The sequence below is a fragment of the Ruegeria sp. AO1 genome (assembly GCF_056535985.1).
The window spans coordinates 604037-619595 of record NZ_JBQFJC010000002.1; the positions used below are offsets into that span (position 1 = coordinate 604037).

15 protein-coding genes are annotated in these 15559 nt (G+C 56.5%); 4 read left to right on the forward strand and 11 right to left on the reverse strand.

Annotation, left to right across the window (positions count from 1 at the left end; all coding sequences use genetic code 11):
* Positions 1-2 precede the first annotated feature (2 nt).
* Genes fahA through ACR3FB_RS20940 form a run of 4 tightly spaced genes read left to right on the forward strand, consistent with a single transcriptional unit; the run spans position 3 to position 4098 of the window.
* On the forward strand, positions 3-1262 hold the full coding sequence (gene fahA / locus ACR3FB_RS20925) for a fumarylacetoacetase (protein ID WP_480565033.1): 1260 nt from the start codon (positions 3-5) through the stop codon (positions 1260-1262).
* A gap of 37 nt (positions 1263-1299) precedes the next feature.
* Positions 1300-2250 carry an MBL fold metallo-hydrolase gene (locus ACR3FB_RS20930; protein ID WP_480565036.1) on the forward strand — a complete coding sequence of 317 codons (951 nt, stop codon included), beginning with the start codon at positions 1300-1302 and terminating at the stop codon, positions 2248-2250.
* Positions 2251-2291: 41 nt separating this feature from the next.
* Positions 2292-3905 carry an FAD-dependent oxidoreductase gene (locus tag ACR3FB_RS20935; protein WP_480565039.1) on the forward strand — a complete coding sequence of 538 codons (1614 nt, stop codon included), beginning with the start codon at positions 2292-2294 and terminating at the stop codon, positions 3903-3905.
* Between the two features lie 4 nt (positions 3906-3909).
* Positions 3910-4098: a DUF2783 domain-containing protein gene (locus tag ACR3FB_RS20940; protein WP_480565042.1), complete on the forward strand. Its 189-nt coding sequence runs from the start codon at positions 3910-3912 to the stop codon at positions 4096-4098.
* 309 nt (positions 4099-4407) lie between these two features.
* Here ACR3FB_RS20940 and ACR3FB_RS20945 read toward each other — a convergent pair whose 3' ends face one another.
* From ACR3FB_RS20945 to pcaF, 11 genes are all read right to left on the reverse strand, one after another.
* Positions 4408-6384 (reverse strand): copper amine oxidase, encoded by a 1977-nt coding sequence (locus ACR3FB_RS20945; protein WP_480565045.1) that lies wholly within the window; start codon positions 6382-6384, stop codon positions 4408-4410.
* Between the two features lie 22 nt (positions 6385-6406).
* Complete coding sequence (locus ACR3FB_RS20950; protein ID WP_480565048.1) at positions 6407-7813, reverse strand: aldehyde dehydrogenase family protein; 1407 nt, start codon at positions 7811-7813, stop codon at positions 6407-6409.
* Between the two features lie 110 nt (positions 7814-7923).
* A complete protein-coding gene (locus tag ACR3FB_RS20955; RefSeq protein WP_480565051.1) occupies positions 7924-8895 on the reverse strand; it encodes a helix-turn-helix domain-containing protein in 972 nt (323 codons plus the stop codon).
* Between the two features lie 474 nt (positions 8896-9369).
* A complete protein-coding gene (locus ACR3FB_RS20960) occupies positions 9370-10131 on the reverse strand; it encodes a Phenylacetic acid catabolic protein (protein ID WP_480565057.1) in 762 nt (253 codons plus the stop codon).
* Between the two features lie 13 nt (positions 10132-10144).
* Positions 10145-11218, reverse strand: a complete 1074-nt coding sequence (locus ACR3FB_RS20965; RefSeq protein WP_480565060.1) for a 2Fe-2S iron-sulfur cluster-binding protein — start codon at positions 11216-11218, stop codon at positions 10145-10147.
* A gap of 13 nt (positions 11219-11231) precedes the next feature.
* Positions 11232-11693 (reverse strand): 1,2-phenylacetyl-CoA epoxidase subunit PaaD, encoded by a 462-nt coding sequence (gene paaD, locus ACR3FB_RS20970; protein ID WP_480565063.1) that lies wholly within the window; start codon positions 11691-11693, stop codon positions 11232-11234.
* A gap of 6 nt (positions 11694-11699) precedes the next feature.
* Complete coding sequence (gene paaC, locus ACR3FB_RS20975) at positions 11700-12458, reverse strand: 1,2-phenylacetyl-CoA epoxidase subunit PaaC (protein WP_480565066.1); 759 nt, start codon at positions 12456-12458, stop codon at positions 11700-11702.
* A complete protein-coding gene (gene paaB, locus ACR3FB_RS20980; RefSeq protein ID WP_142639870.1) occupies positions 12458-12742 on the reverse strand; it encodes a 1,2-phenylacetyl-CoA epoxidase subunit PaaB in 285 nt (94 codons plus the stop codon). Before paaB ends, paaC begins: the two co-directional genes overlap by 1 nt.
* Positions 12743-12765: 23 nt before the next feature.
* A complete protein-coding gene (paaA, locus tag ACR3FB_RS20985; RefSeq protein WP_480565069.1) occupies positions 12766-13743 on the reverse strand; it encodes a 1,2-phenylacetyl-CoA epoxidase subunit PaaA in 978 nt (325 codons plus the stop codon).
* Between the two features lie 24 nt (positions 13744-13767).
* Positions 13768-14331 carry a hypothetical protein gene (locus ACR3FB_RS20990; RefSeq protein WP_480565072.1) on the reverse strand — a complete coding sequence of 188 codons (564 nt, stop codon included), beginning with the start codon at positions 14329-14331 and terminating at the stop codon, positions 13768-13770.
* A 16-nt stretch (positions 14332-14347) separates the two neighbouring features.
* A complete protein-coding gene (pcaF, locus tag ACR3FB_RS20995; protein ID WP_480565075.1) occupies positions 14348-15550 on the reverse strand; it encodes a 3-oxoadipyl-CoA thiolase in 1203 nt (400 codons plus the stop codon).
* Positions 15551-15559: the final 9 nt, after the last annotated feature.

Sequence of the window (15559 nt, forward strand, 5' to 3'; positions counted from 1 at the left end):
AAATGCCTTTGATGAACTCCTGGGTGATATCGGCCAATGATGAAGCCCATCCTTTTCCCTTGAACAACCTACCCTATGGGGTTTTTTCGACCGAAGGCGACGAACCCCGTTGTGGCGTGGCCATCGGCGATATGATCCTGGACGTCTCCGCCGCCGAGGCCGAAGGCCTGATTTCGCTGAGCGACGAACCCCTGTTCGATCTGCCTTTCTGGAATCCATTGATGGAAGAGGGCCCGGCTGTGTGGGCGGCATTGCGGGACCGGCTGACAAGCCTGTTGGCCGAAGGCGCCGAAGAACGAGATAAAATCGAACCGCTGCTTGTCGCGCAAGACGATGCCGAGATGCATATGCCTTTCGCCGTTAGCGAATACACAGATTTCTACGCGGGTCGACATCATGCTTTCAACGTTGGCACCATGTTCCGCGGGCCGGAAAATGCGCTGCCCCCGAACTGGCTGCACATCCCAATCGGTTACAACGGTCGTGCCTCGTCAGTGGTTGTTTCGGGCACGGACATTCGACGCCCCTGGGGTCAGCTGAAAGGTCCAAAAGACACCCTGCCCCGGTTTGCCCCGTCGCAACGGTTCGACATTGAGCTTGAAATGGGCGCCATCGTTGGAACCCCTTCGGATGGTCCGATCTCGGTGCAAGAAGCGGATAACAACATTTTTGGCTACGTACTGCTGAACGACTGGTCTGCCCGCGACATTCAGGCTTGGGAATACCAACCGCTGGGGCCATTTCAGGCCAAGGCCACGGCAACCTCGATCAGCCCCTGGATCGTGACCAAAGCTGCGCTTGAGCCTTTCCGATGCGACACCCCTGCGCGGGAGTTCGAATTGCTGGACCACCTGAAGGATTGTGGCCCGATGCTGTACGACATCGACCTGTTGGTCACGTTGGCTCCCAAGGGCAAGGCGGCTACAACCATTGCCCGAACCAATTACAACGAAATGTATTATTCGGCAGCTCAGCAATTGGCCCATCACACCACGTCCGGGTGCCCGATGAATACCGGCGATCTTCTGGGCTCGGGCACAATTTCCGGCCCGGAAAAGCACAATCGCGGTTCCCTTTTGGAACTCAGCTGGGGTGCCAAAGAGCCATTTACGCTCGACACCGGTGAGACCCGCAGCTTCGTTGAAGACGGCGACACCCTAACCCTGACGGGCGCGGCTATAGGCGACGGCTATCGGATCGGTTTTGGCGAATGCACGGGGCAAGTCCTCGCAGCACTCGACGATCCCTACAAAAGCAACTGACACGTGAAATCGCCCGCTCGGGCACCGGAGGACTCCCATGGCTAAAGCATTCGCATCGCAAGGCGACATGACAGAAAAGAAAATCACCTTCGATGAGATCGGCGAGGGCCTTTGGGCCTTTACTGCCGAAGGTGACCCGAATTCGGGCGTCATTATCGGCGACGACAGCGTCATGATTGTCGAGGCGCAGGCCACGCCGCGTCTGGCAAACAAAGTGATCGAGAAGGTGCGCGAAGTCACCGACAAGCCGATCAGCCATGTTGTACTCACGCACTATCACGCGGTACGCGTTTTGGGCGCCTCGGCCTTCAACGCGCCACAGGTGATCATGTCGGATGTGGCGCGCTCGATGGTCGTGGAACGCGGGCAAGAGGACTGGGACAGCGAGTTCCAGCGTTTCCCGCGCCTGTTCGAAGGTCATGAAAGCATCCCCGGCCTGACATGGCCCACAACCACATTCAGCGACAGCATGACGGTCTATCTGGGCAACCGCCGCGTAGATATCAAACAGATCGGCCGCGCCCATACGGCAGGCGATGCGGTGATTCATGTGCCTGATCAGAACGTCATGTTCACCGGCGACATCGTCGAGGACCACTCGGCCTGCTATTGCGGAGATGGTCACTTTACCGATTGGGGCCGGACGCTGGACAATATCAAAGCTTATGACGTCGACGCCATCGCTCCGGGGCGCGGCGGCGCGCTGATCGGTAAGGAAGCGGTCGAACGGGCCATCGAAAGCACCCGCGATTTTGTCAACTCAACCTACGAACCCGCCAAAAAAGTTGCGATGAAGGGCGGCAGCCTAAAAGACGCCTGGGATGCCGTGCGCGACGCCTGCGATCCCAAGTTCAAGGACTACGCGATCTACGAGCACTGCCTGCCATTCAACGTCAGCCGTGCCTATGACGAAGCTCGGGGGATCGCCCACCCTCGCATCTGGACTGACAAACGTGATCTGGAAATGTGGGAACAGCTTCAAGGCTGAACCCACTCATCTCCTCCGAACTCAACAAGCTAGGTATTTCGATGCTTCAGGACCGATATTCCCTCGCCTTCAAGCTTTACCCTTATGAGAAATCAAAAGATCAAGACGCGCCCGATGCAGTGCGCCACCCGGTTGTCATCGTCGGAGGCGGCCCTATCGGTATGGCCGCCGCGCTGGACCTTGGTCGACAGGGTATTCCGGCGTTGGTTCTGGATGATCACGAAGGGATCGGCATGGGCAGCCGTGCCATCTGCTTTGCCAAGCGAACACTGGAAATCGCTGACCGTTATGGGTGCGGCGTGCCGATGCTCGATAAAGGGGTCGTCTGGAATGTCGGGAAGGTGTTTCAGGATGATCGAAAGGTCTTTGAGTTTAACCTCTTGCCAGAATCCGGCCATCGTAACCCTGCCTTCATCAACTTGCAGCAGCCCTACTTCGAAAAGTTTATTTTCGAAGCGATATGCGCGGAACAGGAACGCGGCGCGCCGATTGAGATCCGAGGTAAGAACCGGGTCGAAGCTGTAGACGTCAAGGACGACCATGTTGTGCTGTCCGTCACAACTCCGGACGGGCCTTACCAGCTTGAGGCGGATTGGATGATCGCCTGCGATGGCGCAAGTTCGCCAACGCGCGACATGCTGGATCTGGGTTTTGAAGGCCGGGTTTTTCAGGACAGCTTTCTGATCGCTGACATCCGGATGAAGAACAACACGTTCCCGACAGAGCGCTGGTTCTGGTTCGAGCCCTACTTTAAGTCGGGCGCCTCGACTTTGCTGCACAAACAACCTGATGACGTGTGGCGCGTGGACTTCCAGATCGGCTGGGATGTCGATCGCAAGGAAGAATTGAAAGAGGAAAACATCCGCAAGCGGCTGGATGCGATGTTGGGCGATGACGTCGAATATGAAATGGTCTGGTCATCCATCTACACCTTCCAGTGCCGGCGTATGAACAAATTCCGCCACGGGCGCGTTGTTTTTTCTGGCGACGCGGCACATCAAGTGTCGCCCTTCGGGGCACGCGGCGCGAATTCCGGCTTTCAGGACGTCGATAACCTTGGCTGGAAACTTGGCCTCGTGATCTCGGGCAAGGCACCAGAAAGCCTTCTGGACACCTATGATGACGAACGGATCTACGGAGCGGATGAAAATATCCTGAATTCGACGCGTTCGACTGATTTCATCACACCAAAATCGAAGGTGAGCAAGAATTTCCGTGACGCTGTGCTTAGCCTGGCGGAACGCCACACATTTGCACGGCCTCTGGTGAACTCGGGGCGTCTGTCAGTGCCCTGTACCTATGATCACTCGTCCCTGAACGGAGCAGATGACCTCGCGGGAGGTCCTGACACGTCCAGAGTAGGATCTCCATGCAAGGATGCCCCGGTTGGCGACGGCTTCCTTCTGGATCAGCTTGGAAACGACTTCGTGGTTTTGGCACTCAACACCGAAGTTCCGAACAGCCTCGATATCGACGGTATCACGGTCAGAAGCGTGTCCCTTACAGCTTCGGACACATTAGCGGAACGTTACCTTGGATCGGAAAGCCAGGCGGTCTACCTCGTCCGCCCCGATCAGCATGTCGCGGCGCGCTGGCGCGATTACGACGAGGCTGCTCTGCGTTCAGCAGTCCTTAAAGCTTGCGGAAAGGAATAAGCTGATGCCCCTGATTACCGAACCAAACCTGTATTCACCGGATGATTTTTACGCAGACCTCATCGCAGTGCATGAAGGGTTGTCGGATGAGGAAAGCGAAGCCCTGAACGCGCGCCTCATTCTCATCCTCTCCAATCACATCGGGGATCGCGAAACACTGAAACAGGCACTGGCGGCCGCGAAGGAAAGTTGACCTCTTGGTTGTCGGCCCGACAACTTTTCGGCTGTACTGGAACCAAGGAAACAGCTTCGTCCCGAAAGACCCCGAACTCGTGCCCGAAATGCGCCACATCTATCAAGAGCTATACGATGATAGCGTTTTGGTACGGATCAACGCCAACAGCATCATCCTTCCCCCGCCTCTAATCATATACCGATCGAGTAGGCTGATCAGATCCTGAATGGTCTGCATTCGATGCAGCAAAACTAACAGAAAACAAGAAGACACAAAATGAATGGGCGGCCTATTGCAGGCCGCGCTTTTAGTTTCATTTGCCATCAATCACTCGCGGATCGTCAACGCCGGGTTATGTGCAAAAAAGTTGAACGGCATGATGTGAACCGTCTTCCATTCGGTCGACATCACAGGCCAGTCTTCCATACGCGGGATGTGGTGGAACCCTGCGGTGAACCAGGACACAATATCCTGACCCTTTAGCGGCTTGTCCTCCTTGACCCATTCCGCCAGCGTGTCGGAACCGTCGCTTTGCATCGCGTATTTACCACCTGCATAGCGCTGCTCTTGGTCATAAACAGTCGTCCATGAGGAATACTCAATATAGGCGTTGCGCTTGAACGGCGGGTCGCTTTCAAAGTCGAACGGACCGTATGCGATCGAGCCGTGGTGGATCATCCAGCCCGGAATGTGGCCCAGATACCCTTCCGATTGCGGGTTCGAGATATGGACGTGACGCGGTTTGGAGGCGCTGAAGCGATAGCGCGCGTCCAGCTCACTGTCCGGCATCACATGCTGCCAGGTCCACATCGACTTGCGCGGGCTGTCCGCAGGCACTTCGGCCGGAACGATTTCCATCAGACCCATGTGGTTGACCGGCTGGTCGATGTCAAAGTCGATCCGGAAGTTGAAGTAATGATCGTGGTTGGCCGCAACCAGATGCGGTGCAATCAACGTGCCATACTTGGTGTCTTCCGCAGCGGTTTCATCATTCATCGAGGTCGAAACCACGCCTTTGACCGCGTCCAGACCGGTTGCGCCGATCTTGATGAACATCTGACCGTCCTGCTTGAAGCGGTAGTCGATCAGATAGTCATAGTTACCGACCTCTGACGCAGTGCGCACTACCAATTCGGTTTCCGAGCGGCCCTCTGCAGGTACAAAGTTGTCCGGCGTCTGAGCAAAGATCTCAAAGTGGCGCCAAGCAGGGTCACCAATGTTGCGCTCGAAGATGCAGATCGCATCCGGGATTTCCAGCGGCATACCTGCGTCATCCGCGATTACAGCAGGCAAGAAAGTTGCATATTCAGGGCAATCCACACCCGCACGCAACGGCGTCAGGAACAGACCGAAACCGTATTCGCCACTGTCCATATAGGTCCGCCAGTACCAACCCTCGGTCGGGTCCATATAGGGGACAAACACTTCGGACAGATGCGTCTGATAGATGACCGAACGCCAATTGCCCTGATCGTTGACATCGATGTTCGAGACAACGAGGCCGGCACGCTTTTCCGCGCGCAGATTCATGCGCCAGATGTCCCATTCCAGATGGTTGCCATCCAGGGTGTAATTCGGACCACCTTCCTGCGTCAGCAGAACCTTGTTGGTTTCCGGTCGCAGCTCGACCCGTTCGGCAACCTCTTCGGCCGTGTAACCCCAGGCGTCTTGTGGCAAGGGGATCGCACCGGTGTCGATGACCTCAACAACCTCTTGCTTGCCGATGTCGTAGATTGCGAACAACCCTTCGATCGGCTTTGCGTAGAAGTTTGAGCCTGTCGGGTTCTGATAACAGGGCACCTTCATCAGGCGGGTGCCATCAAATTCGGGGGTAAAGAAGTTACCCGCTGTCAACGGCAGACAGAAGGCGTCTTCATTTGTCAGGCCACGCGCTTCGAGCCCCGCGATCATATCCGGGTGACCCAAAGCCCCTTCCAGTGCACCGATGAATTCCGCAAACAATACCATCGGCTGACCCGAGCCTTCGATGGCAAAGTTTTCTTCAACGGTGCCTTGCGTGATGTTCACGATTGCTTCGCTGAATCCTTCGACGGTGGTGTATTGCACCATCGCCTTGCGATCCAGTGCATCGCCTTCTTTCCAAGTCAGAACTTCGGCTTTCGACGGCTCGTGCAGATCAATCAAAGGGTACAGCGTCTCGTCGGTGACGGTGCCGCTGTCTTTCAGGATCGTGTTGATTTGCTGGAGTTCATCTGGCGTTAACCCGTCCAGGGGATGTGCCAAAGCGCTGCCGGCGAAAACGGCGCCCAGTGCAGTTGTGGCAAGGATATTTCTGATATTCATCTTTTCCTCTCCTGTCTTGTTCTTAGCTGAATACGACTTGGATATCGGTGTATTCGGCCAAACCTTCGTCCGCGAATTCGACACCAACGCCAGATGATTTGACCCCGCCGAACGGGGCGTTGGGTTGAATTGCGCCATGTTTGTTGATCCAGACCGAACCACACTCCATGCGGCTGGCAACGGCCTTGGCGGCGTCGATATCGGACGACCAAACCGAGCCACCCAACCCGTTCGGGCTGTCGTTGGCGGCCGCAATTGCGTCTTCCACTTCTGAATACTTGATGATTGGCAGCGCCGGGCCGAACTGTTCTTCATCGACCAGCGGATCGCCGTTATACAGACCCGCAATAATCGTGGGAGGGAAGAACAGCCCGTCGCCCGGCGCACCGCCCAGCAAGACCTGCCCACGTTCTTTCGCATCGGCCACCAGGCGGCTGACCTTGTCAAACTGCATCTTGTTCTGGACCGGACCTAGGATCGCGTTGTCGTCCATGCCATCCCCCACCGGGATATTGCGGGCGAAGGCCACCAGCGCGTCGCAAACCTCATCATGGATGCTTTCGTGGACATAAAGACGTTTCATCGCAGCGCAGGTTTGGCCGTTATTAATAAAACCGCCCCAGAACAAACCTTCGGCAATCGCTTGCGGGTCTGCGTCGGGCAGAACGATACCGGCATCATTGCCCCCCAGTTCCAGGGTCAGGCGTTTCATGGTTTCCGCGGCCGAGGCCATGACCTTCTGCCCTGTCGCACAGGACCCGGTAAATACGATCTTACGGATGTCGGGATGGGCCGACATGGCCCCTCCGATATTGTCGCCCTTGTCGTCGCTTGTGATCACGTTCACGACGCCCGCAGGCAGTACTTCGTTCATGATCTGAACAAGGCGCAATGTTGACAGTGGGGTCAGCGGCGAGGGTTTGACGACAATGGTATTGCCGGTACGCAACGCCGGCATGATATGCCAGATCGCAATCATCACCGGGAAATTCCAAGGCGTGATAGAACCCACAACGCCCATCGGTTTGCGGTGCAGTTCAACGCGGCCTTCGTTGTTATCTTGCAGCACTTTCATTGGTAAGGACAGCCCGGCAGTGTATCCTGCCCAAGCCCCTGCCCCGCCCATTTCCCAGCGCGATCCAAGCCCGTTAAGCGGCTTACCCTGTTCGGCTGTAATAATCTGTGCGAGTTCCTCGGAATGCTCTCCGATCTTCTGCGCTACGGCCTCGCATGCGGCCTGCAGTTCTTCGTCCGATTTGGCCGACCAGCTTTCGAAAGCAACTTTCGCAGCTTTGACAGCATTATCCAGATCAGCGCTTGTCGCGTTGGGCGCACGCCCTGCGACTTCACCGGTTGACGGGTTAAATACGTCAAAGCTGGTGGCGGTAGATACCGGTTGACCCCCGATAGTCAGATCGTATTCGATCACGGCTTGTCCTCCCTAAATCGCGATGCCTGTGCGCGAACGCAGCAAGGCTGGGGAGTACTATTATCCGACCGGTCGGTCGAGTCTTGGGGTTTTGCGCCAAATATTATGGCTTAGGACGACATATTCTTCCGCACCGCCCCCGGTGAGAAACCAAATCGTTCCCGAAAGACCTTGTAGAAATGCGACAGGTCGTTGAAACCGGAATCATACGCAACCGCAGCGATCGTGTCGCGCCCTACGTCAGAGTTCACCTCTTTTAGCCGGGCTTTCGCTGTTTCAAGCCGCACGGACATAAGGCGTTTGCTGGCGGTTTCCCCAAGGGTTCCAAAATGACGCTGTAGCGTCCGAGGCGAAACCTGCAATGCTTCGGCCAATGCCTGCGGTCCGAATGCAGGATCCATCGCGTTCTGGTCAATCAGTTGAAGAGCGCGCGACAGAACCGCATTAGCTTCTCGCCCACGTTGGTCTTCCTGATGGCTGACACAGCGGAAATACGCACCTAACAAGCTCAGAAATGCTTCGCCCAAATGAGGGGCCACAGCGGCTTCTTCGGTAAATATCTTGGCCAGCACGGCACGCATGGCGAAAAACAGGGGGTCGTTTCGATCTACCGAAATACCTCCCGTGCAGATCTCACCGAATCTGTGGACCATCTCGTCGCGTGGCAAATGGATCGAAACCTGACGCGAGTTCATCCCGTCATACACAAACTCGGAGCGTTTCGCGCTGTCGACCAGATACATGTCGCCCGGTCCCAGCAAAACCGATGTATCATTCTGATGGATACGACAATTTCCCTTGTCCTGGATGAGAAGAAACAAGTGTTCTCCGGGGTCTTGTCGGATCATACGCTCGTCCCGAAAAACCCTTTGTGCGTCGAGTGATACGATTGCCGTCTCAAAGCGCGAGACCGGCAAGGTGGAGATATCCCCGTCAATGCGTCCGCGCGTGGCAAAACTGGACTCGACAGCAAACTGCCCGCAGATCTTTTCTAGATCCTGAGAAAAACCTTCTACAGATCGTGAACGCAAATTCGTCCGCACAAGCGGTTTAAAATATGCGCTATCTGGTTGTGGCTTCATGGGTGTTGGGCTTGCTGTGACTGGATCAGCGTAAAGAGTACCCGTGATGTGAGTTTTCAGCAAAACGTTTTGTAAGGTTTAATACCGGTGGATTTGGCGTGTACTTGTCGGGCTATATGTAACTCACTCCAAGGTGTTTCGTTTTAGGAATTGGCCCAAACTGATGGCGGTGAGACGATAACCGACGGGCTGGCCAATTGGTTGCAGAGCGATCTCACTTGTGAACAGCAAGGAACCAAGATTTTCAGCCTTTTTATTCGCGTAATCCAATAGTTCTGTCATTCCCCATTGAGCGAATTTCTGAATCCCCGGATAGTCGAGAATCTGAAGTGTTACCGAATGGCCTATTGCGATCAGTCGTCAGGCCACGTCCGACAAACCCCAGCCCTACACTACTATTTTTCTTGTCATCCCAGAAACTTGGGCCTCGCATCAGACTAGAGGACGGGCCCTAAAACGGTCCAGTCAAGCGATTCACAAAGGCGTTTTAAGTCCCAAAGTCTTCAGCGCGTCATCCATCGTCTGGCTCCAGCGCTCTTTCAGGGAACTGTTTTTATTCCGCCGCAGACCAAGAGATTTCAACAACTCGAACCGTTTCGGATCGTCGCCCCCGAAAGACACCGCGACGCGAGGCCACCAGTAGTCGACCGAGACTTGCATTTGCTCAGCTTCGCCTCGTTCGATCAACTTATTTGCGCCTTCCATCGCCAATTCGCCATGGTGTGCTTCAATCGGAGCGATTGAGCGGAAGATTTCGGCCAGGGGTTGGTAGGAAATCGTAGAATACTCAGCCAGTTGTTCGGCGACGGCGCGGCTCATGAGCAGATTCATGATCACGGCATCCGTCCAACCCGAGAACGGATAGTTGAACACAGCCAAGCGCATATCATGTTCGGAACGCGTCGCTCCGATGTCCGCGTCCCGGCTTAACCGGGCCGTCCACGGATGATGATTGGCGTAGCGTTCCGTGTCGGCTCCAAACTCTCCCATAATGTTCAGAACACGATTTGCATGATCCGTTTTTTCAAGCACGATCTTCGCGGCGGCGATGCGTTCTTTTATTCCCGGACCGAGATTAATTACGTCAGCAAAACCGGCCGCCCCGGCCAGTTCGCTGTCCACAAAAGTTGCCATCAGTTTCAGCAGTTCCGCACGATAGCGTGGCGGAACGTTTGACGGGTTGGTCAGCACACCGCCTGCGGCAAGATAGCTGTCGAGAGTCATCGTATCGGCCATGTCTACCTCTCCTCTACTGATCGTAATCCACGACCACGCGGTCCGTTGTCGGATAGGCCTGACAGCTGAGCACATAGCCCTTCTCGACCTCGTAATCCTCAAGCGCGTGGTTTGCGACCATCTCGACCTCACCTTCCAACACTTTGCAGCGACAGGTCGAACATACCCCGGCTTTGCAGGCATAGGGGGCGTCCAACGCGTTTTCCAAAGCAGCATCCAGAATGGACAAGTCCTTGGGGATGGTCAGGGTCTGAGTCGAGCCATCCAGCGTAATGGACGCGTTGGTCTGATTGTCTGTCCGACCGGCATCTGCCGAACTTGCTTTGCGCTTTGCGCGACCCGGCTGGGCGCTGGCAAAAAGTTCGAATTTAATCTGGCTGTCGTCTAGCCCGTGTTCGCGAAGGGCGGCGGCAATACCCAGCATCATGGGTTCAGGACCACAAATGAACGCCGTATCGACGTTTTCGATATCGACCCAGTGCTTGAACAACTCGGCGCATTTTTCCCGCGTGACCAGCCCGGTGAACAGGTCGATTTCCTGGGAATCCGTCTCAAGAATATGGATCACGTTGAGGCGACCCATATACAGGTTCTTGAGATCCTCTAGTTCTTCGCGGAACATGATCGTGTTGATGCCCTTGTTGGCATAGATCAGCGTAAAGCGCGACTGGGGTTCACGGGCGAGCGTCGTTTTGAGGATCGACAGAACAGGCGTCACCCCGGACCCACCGGCAAAACCGAGATATTGCTTTTCGGCATCTGCATGGATCGGAGCGTGGAAGCTGCCCATCGGCGGCATGGCCTGCACGATGTCCCCGACATTCAGTTCCGAGTTCGCCCAGCCCGAGAACGCCCCACCGTCGACGCGCTTGATCCCAACCTGCAGGACACCGTCGTCCTTGCCTGCGCAGATAGAGTAGGACCGGCGCAATTCTTCGCCGTCGAATTCCCGGCGGAACGTCAGGTATTGGCCTGCGGTGAAGTCAAATTCTTGCGCTGCACCATTCATGGGTTCCAGCGTCAAAACCACCGCGTCGCGGATTGTTTTGTGGATATCGGTGACCTTCAGGTCGTGAAAACGTGCCATCCGGTGCTCCTCCTCAGATGCACTTGAAATAGTCAAAAGGTTCCAGGCAGTCGGTGCAGCGCCAGTGCGCCTTGCACGGGGTCGAGCCGAACTGGCTGACCTTCTCAACCGCCTTACTGCCACAATGCGGGCACCGCTCTGGGCCGCCTGCCGGTTGTGGCGGGGCGATACCGTATTCTTCCAGCCGGGCGCGGCCCTTGTCGCTGAGCCAATCGGTGGTCCAGGCCGGTGAAATGGTGGTCTCGATCCGGATATCTTCGATCCCGCGATCCCGTAGCGCGGTTTCAATGTCCATGCTGATGATCGACGTCGCCGGACAACCTGAATAGGTCGGTGTCACTGTCACCTTCAAGGTTTCGGCATCCCAGTGCACATCGCGCACAATCCCCAGGTCAACTACGGAAATGACCGGTATTTCTGGATCCGGAACGGCATCCAGCCAGTCCCATATCTGATCTGTCGGCACCCGTTCCATATCGGTTTACCAGCTTGCGCCGGGATAGGCCCGTTGCAGCCATTGCATCTGAGTCAGCAAGTGCCCCAGATGTTCGGTATGCATCTGACCGGTACGCCCGCCCTTATGTGCGAAATCACTGTTTGGGATCGTTAGCGTCGCATCCGCCAAGACACGCTGAACCAAAGCGTCATATTCATCGCGCAGATCGGCGGGATTGGGGGCGATGCCAGCGGCTGCCATCTGGGTATCCACATCGTCGCTGGCGAACATCTCACCCACATAAGGCCACAGATAGTCCAGTGCAGCTTGCATCCGGTCGTGGCTCTCCGCCGTTCCGTCGCCCAACCCAACCACCGTGTCGCCAGAGCGTTCCAGGTGATAGGCGACCTCCTTGCTGGCCTTGGCCGCAATGGCCGCGACACGGTCGTCTGACGATTTGATCAGACGCCCCAGCATGATCGAATGCCACGCATCAAACAGGAACTGGCGCATCAGGGTCCGGCCAAAATCTTCGTTCGGAACCTCAACCATCAAAACATTGCGAAAATCCCAGGCATCGCGCAAGAAAGCCAGATCATCCGCGCTTTTGCCGCCGTCGATTTCGCCTGCAAGGCCCAGCCACATCTGGGTTTGGCCGATCAGGTCCAGCGCGGTATTGGCCAGCGCGATATCTTCTTCCAGCACAGGCGCATGGCCGCACCACTCGCTGACGCGGTGACCCAAGATGAGCGTGCTGTCACCCATTCTCAGCAGAAACTGCAGGAAGGCTTCGTCGCGGGTCATCACATCGCCCCCACTTCATCGGGGATGTCGAAGAATGTCGGGTGACGGTAGACCTTGCTTTCGCTGGGCTCATATAGTGGGCCTTTGTCACTGGGGGATGAGGCCGAGATGTTGTTCGCTTCGACCACCCAGATCGACACCCCTTCGTTTCGGCGCGTGTAGACATCGCGTGCGTTCTTGATCGCCATTTCTGCGTCTGGTGCGTGCAGTGAGCCGACATGGCGGTGGCTCATACCGTGCTGACCGCGGATAAAGACTTCCCATAGGGGCCATTCGTTTTTCATCGGGTTTCCTCCTCAGGTCAGGCTTATTCAGCGGCCACTTGACCGGCGCGTTTCTTCTTGGCGTGGGCCAGCAGGCCGTCGCGCACCCATTGCCCGTCGTCCCAGGCCTTGTTGCGCGCGGCCAGGCGGTCGGTGTTGCAAGGCCCGTTGCCTTTGATGACGTCAAAGAACTCGGACCAATCGGGTTCCGAGAAATCGTAATGGCCGCGTTCTTCATCCCATTTCAGATCCGGGTCGGGGACGGTCAGGCCAAGGAATTCGGCCTGCGGTACGGTCTGGTCGACGAACTTCTGACGCAGCTCATCATTGGTGTTCATTTTGATCTTCCAAGCCATGGATTGGGTCGAATGCACCGAGTCCTTGTCCGAGGGTCCGAACATCATCAGCGACGGGTACCAAAAGCGGTTCAGGGCATCCTGCGCCATCTTCTTCTGCGCAGGTGTGCCTTCGGCCATCTTGCGAATGGCATCGTATCCTTGACGCTGGTGAAAGCTTTCTTCCTTGCAGATCCGGATCATGGCACGCGAATACGGCCCGTAGGATGTCCGCTGCAACGGCACCTGGTTCATGATAGCGGCACCGTCTACCAGCCAACCAACCGCTCCGATATCGGCCCAGTTCAATGTTGGATAGTTGAAGATCGACGAATATTTCATCCGACCGTCCAGCAGCATCTCGGTCAGCTCATCCCGGCTGACGCCCAGTGTCTCCGCCGCGCAATAAAGGTAAAGCCCGTGTCCGGCCTCATCCTGCACCTTGGCCAGCAGGATCGCCTTGCGTTCCAATGTGGGAGCGCGCGTGATCCAGTTGCCTTCGGGCAGTTGTCCAACAATCTCAGAATGGGCGTGCTGTCCGATTTGGCGGATCAGCGTTTTGCGATAGCCTTGCGGCATCCAGTCTTTCGGCTCAATCTTGATGTCCGCGTCAATCTTTGCCTGAAACTCGGCAAGCTTTTCAGGGTCATCGTTTGTGGCCTCAGACTTAACCATTTGTGCGTACATCGTATTTCCTCCTCTCGGATGGGATCAGATTTTGAATACGTGGCTTAGAACCCGCATATTTCCTTTAAATGCGGAGCCACCAAGGTCCTTCGCCAAGCGCTGTAAAACATCCGCAAATCCGTAGCTGGGAATGGCGGCCTCGACCTTGGCGACTTGATCGCGCGACAGTCCTTTTCGCACCTTGCCCCCTGTCGCATCGATCCAGTCACCTTTTCGGCAGGCGTTGACCACATCGGCATGCGGCCCGCGGTAGGGTGTAACCTTGTGGTGCCAGTGGATGGCATTGCGCAACAGCTCTGGATCCAGCCCCCAACCCTTTTCAGCGTTGTCCCTCAGAGCCAGTTCTTCGGATGGCTCCAGATATGCCAGATCGTGTTTCGTCCACAGTCCGATATCGTGGTAGACGAAGGCCGTCTCGACCAATGCACGATGCGTGTCATCGCCGCCAAGGAAGTGCATGGCATAGGTAATCACACGATAAACATGGCCTCGATAGGCCTTGTAGTCGTCGCCGAGAACATCTTGATACGGCTCAAACAGCCGCTCGACGCGTTCGCTGTGGTCGATTATCTGGATCGCCTCAGTCAAAACAGTGCTCTCCCCATCAAACCCGTTCCAGGATCAAGGCTGCGCCCTGCCCGACGCCCACGCACATCGTGCAGAGAGCATACCGCCCACCTGTCCGCCGCAGCTGATAGGCGGCGGTTAAAACCAGCCGCGCTCCGGACATGCCCAAAGGGTGCCCCATGGCAATGGCACCGCCATTTGGGTTCACATGCGGTGCGTCGTCAGCAAGGCCCAGTTCGCGAAGTGTTGCCAGCCCTTGCGACGCAAAAGCTTCGTTCAACTCTACCACATCCATCTGCTCCATGGTTAGCCCAGCCCGCGCCAAAACCTTGCGGCTGGCTGGTACAGGCCCAATGCCCATGATGCGCGGCGCGACGCCAGCCACCGACATTCCCACAACCCGTGCAATCGGAGTAAGGCTATTCTTTGCGGCCGCCGCCTCATTCGCCATCAAAATGGCTGCGGCTCCGTCGTTTACACCGGAAGCATTGCCCGCCGTGACAGTTTTGTCGGGCCCGTTCACTCCCTTGAGGCCCGACAGCTTGTCGGCCGTTGTTCCCGGGCGGGGATGTTCATCGGTATCGACCACTATCGGGTCACCTTTGCGTTGTGGAACCGAGACCGGAGTGATCTCATCCGCGAACAGCCCCGCCTCGTGCGCGGCGGCCCATCGGGCCTGACTGCGCGCGGCAAAACTGTCCTGATCCGCTCGGCTGATGCCATAGTCGTCGGCAACGTTGTCAGCGGTTTGGGGCATTGAATCGATGCCGTAGGCCTGCTGCATCTTCGGATTCACAAAGCGCCAACCAATAGTCGTGTCGTAAACCGCGTTACTGCGCGTGTATGCTGATGTCGCCTTGGGCATCACAAAGGGCGCACGGGACATGCTTTCGACCCCACCCGCGATCGCCAGATCATAGTCACCCGCCTTGATGCCTCGGGCGGCCACTCCAACAGCGTCCATGCCGCTGGCGCACAGGCGATTTATGGTGGTCCCCGGAACATCAATCGGCAATCCAGCCAACAAGGCCGCCATACGGGCGACGTTCCGGTTGCTTTCACCGGCCTGATTGGCATCACCATAGATGACGTCATCCACGCTGGACCAGTCGACTTGCGGGTTCCGCTCTTTCAGCGCAGCCAGCGGAATGGCCGCCAGATCATCCGTGCGGATCGACGACAAAGCCCCGCCGTATCGCCCAATCGGCGTGCGCGTCGCGTCGCAAATGAATGCATCCATCTGTGAATT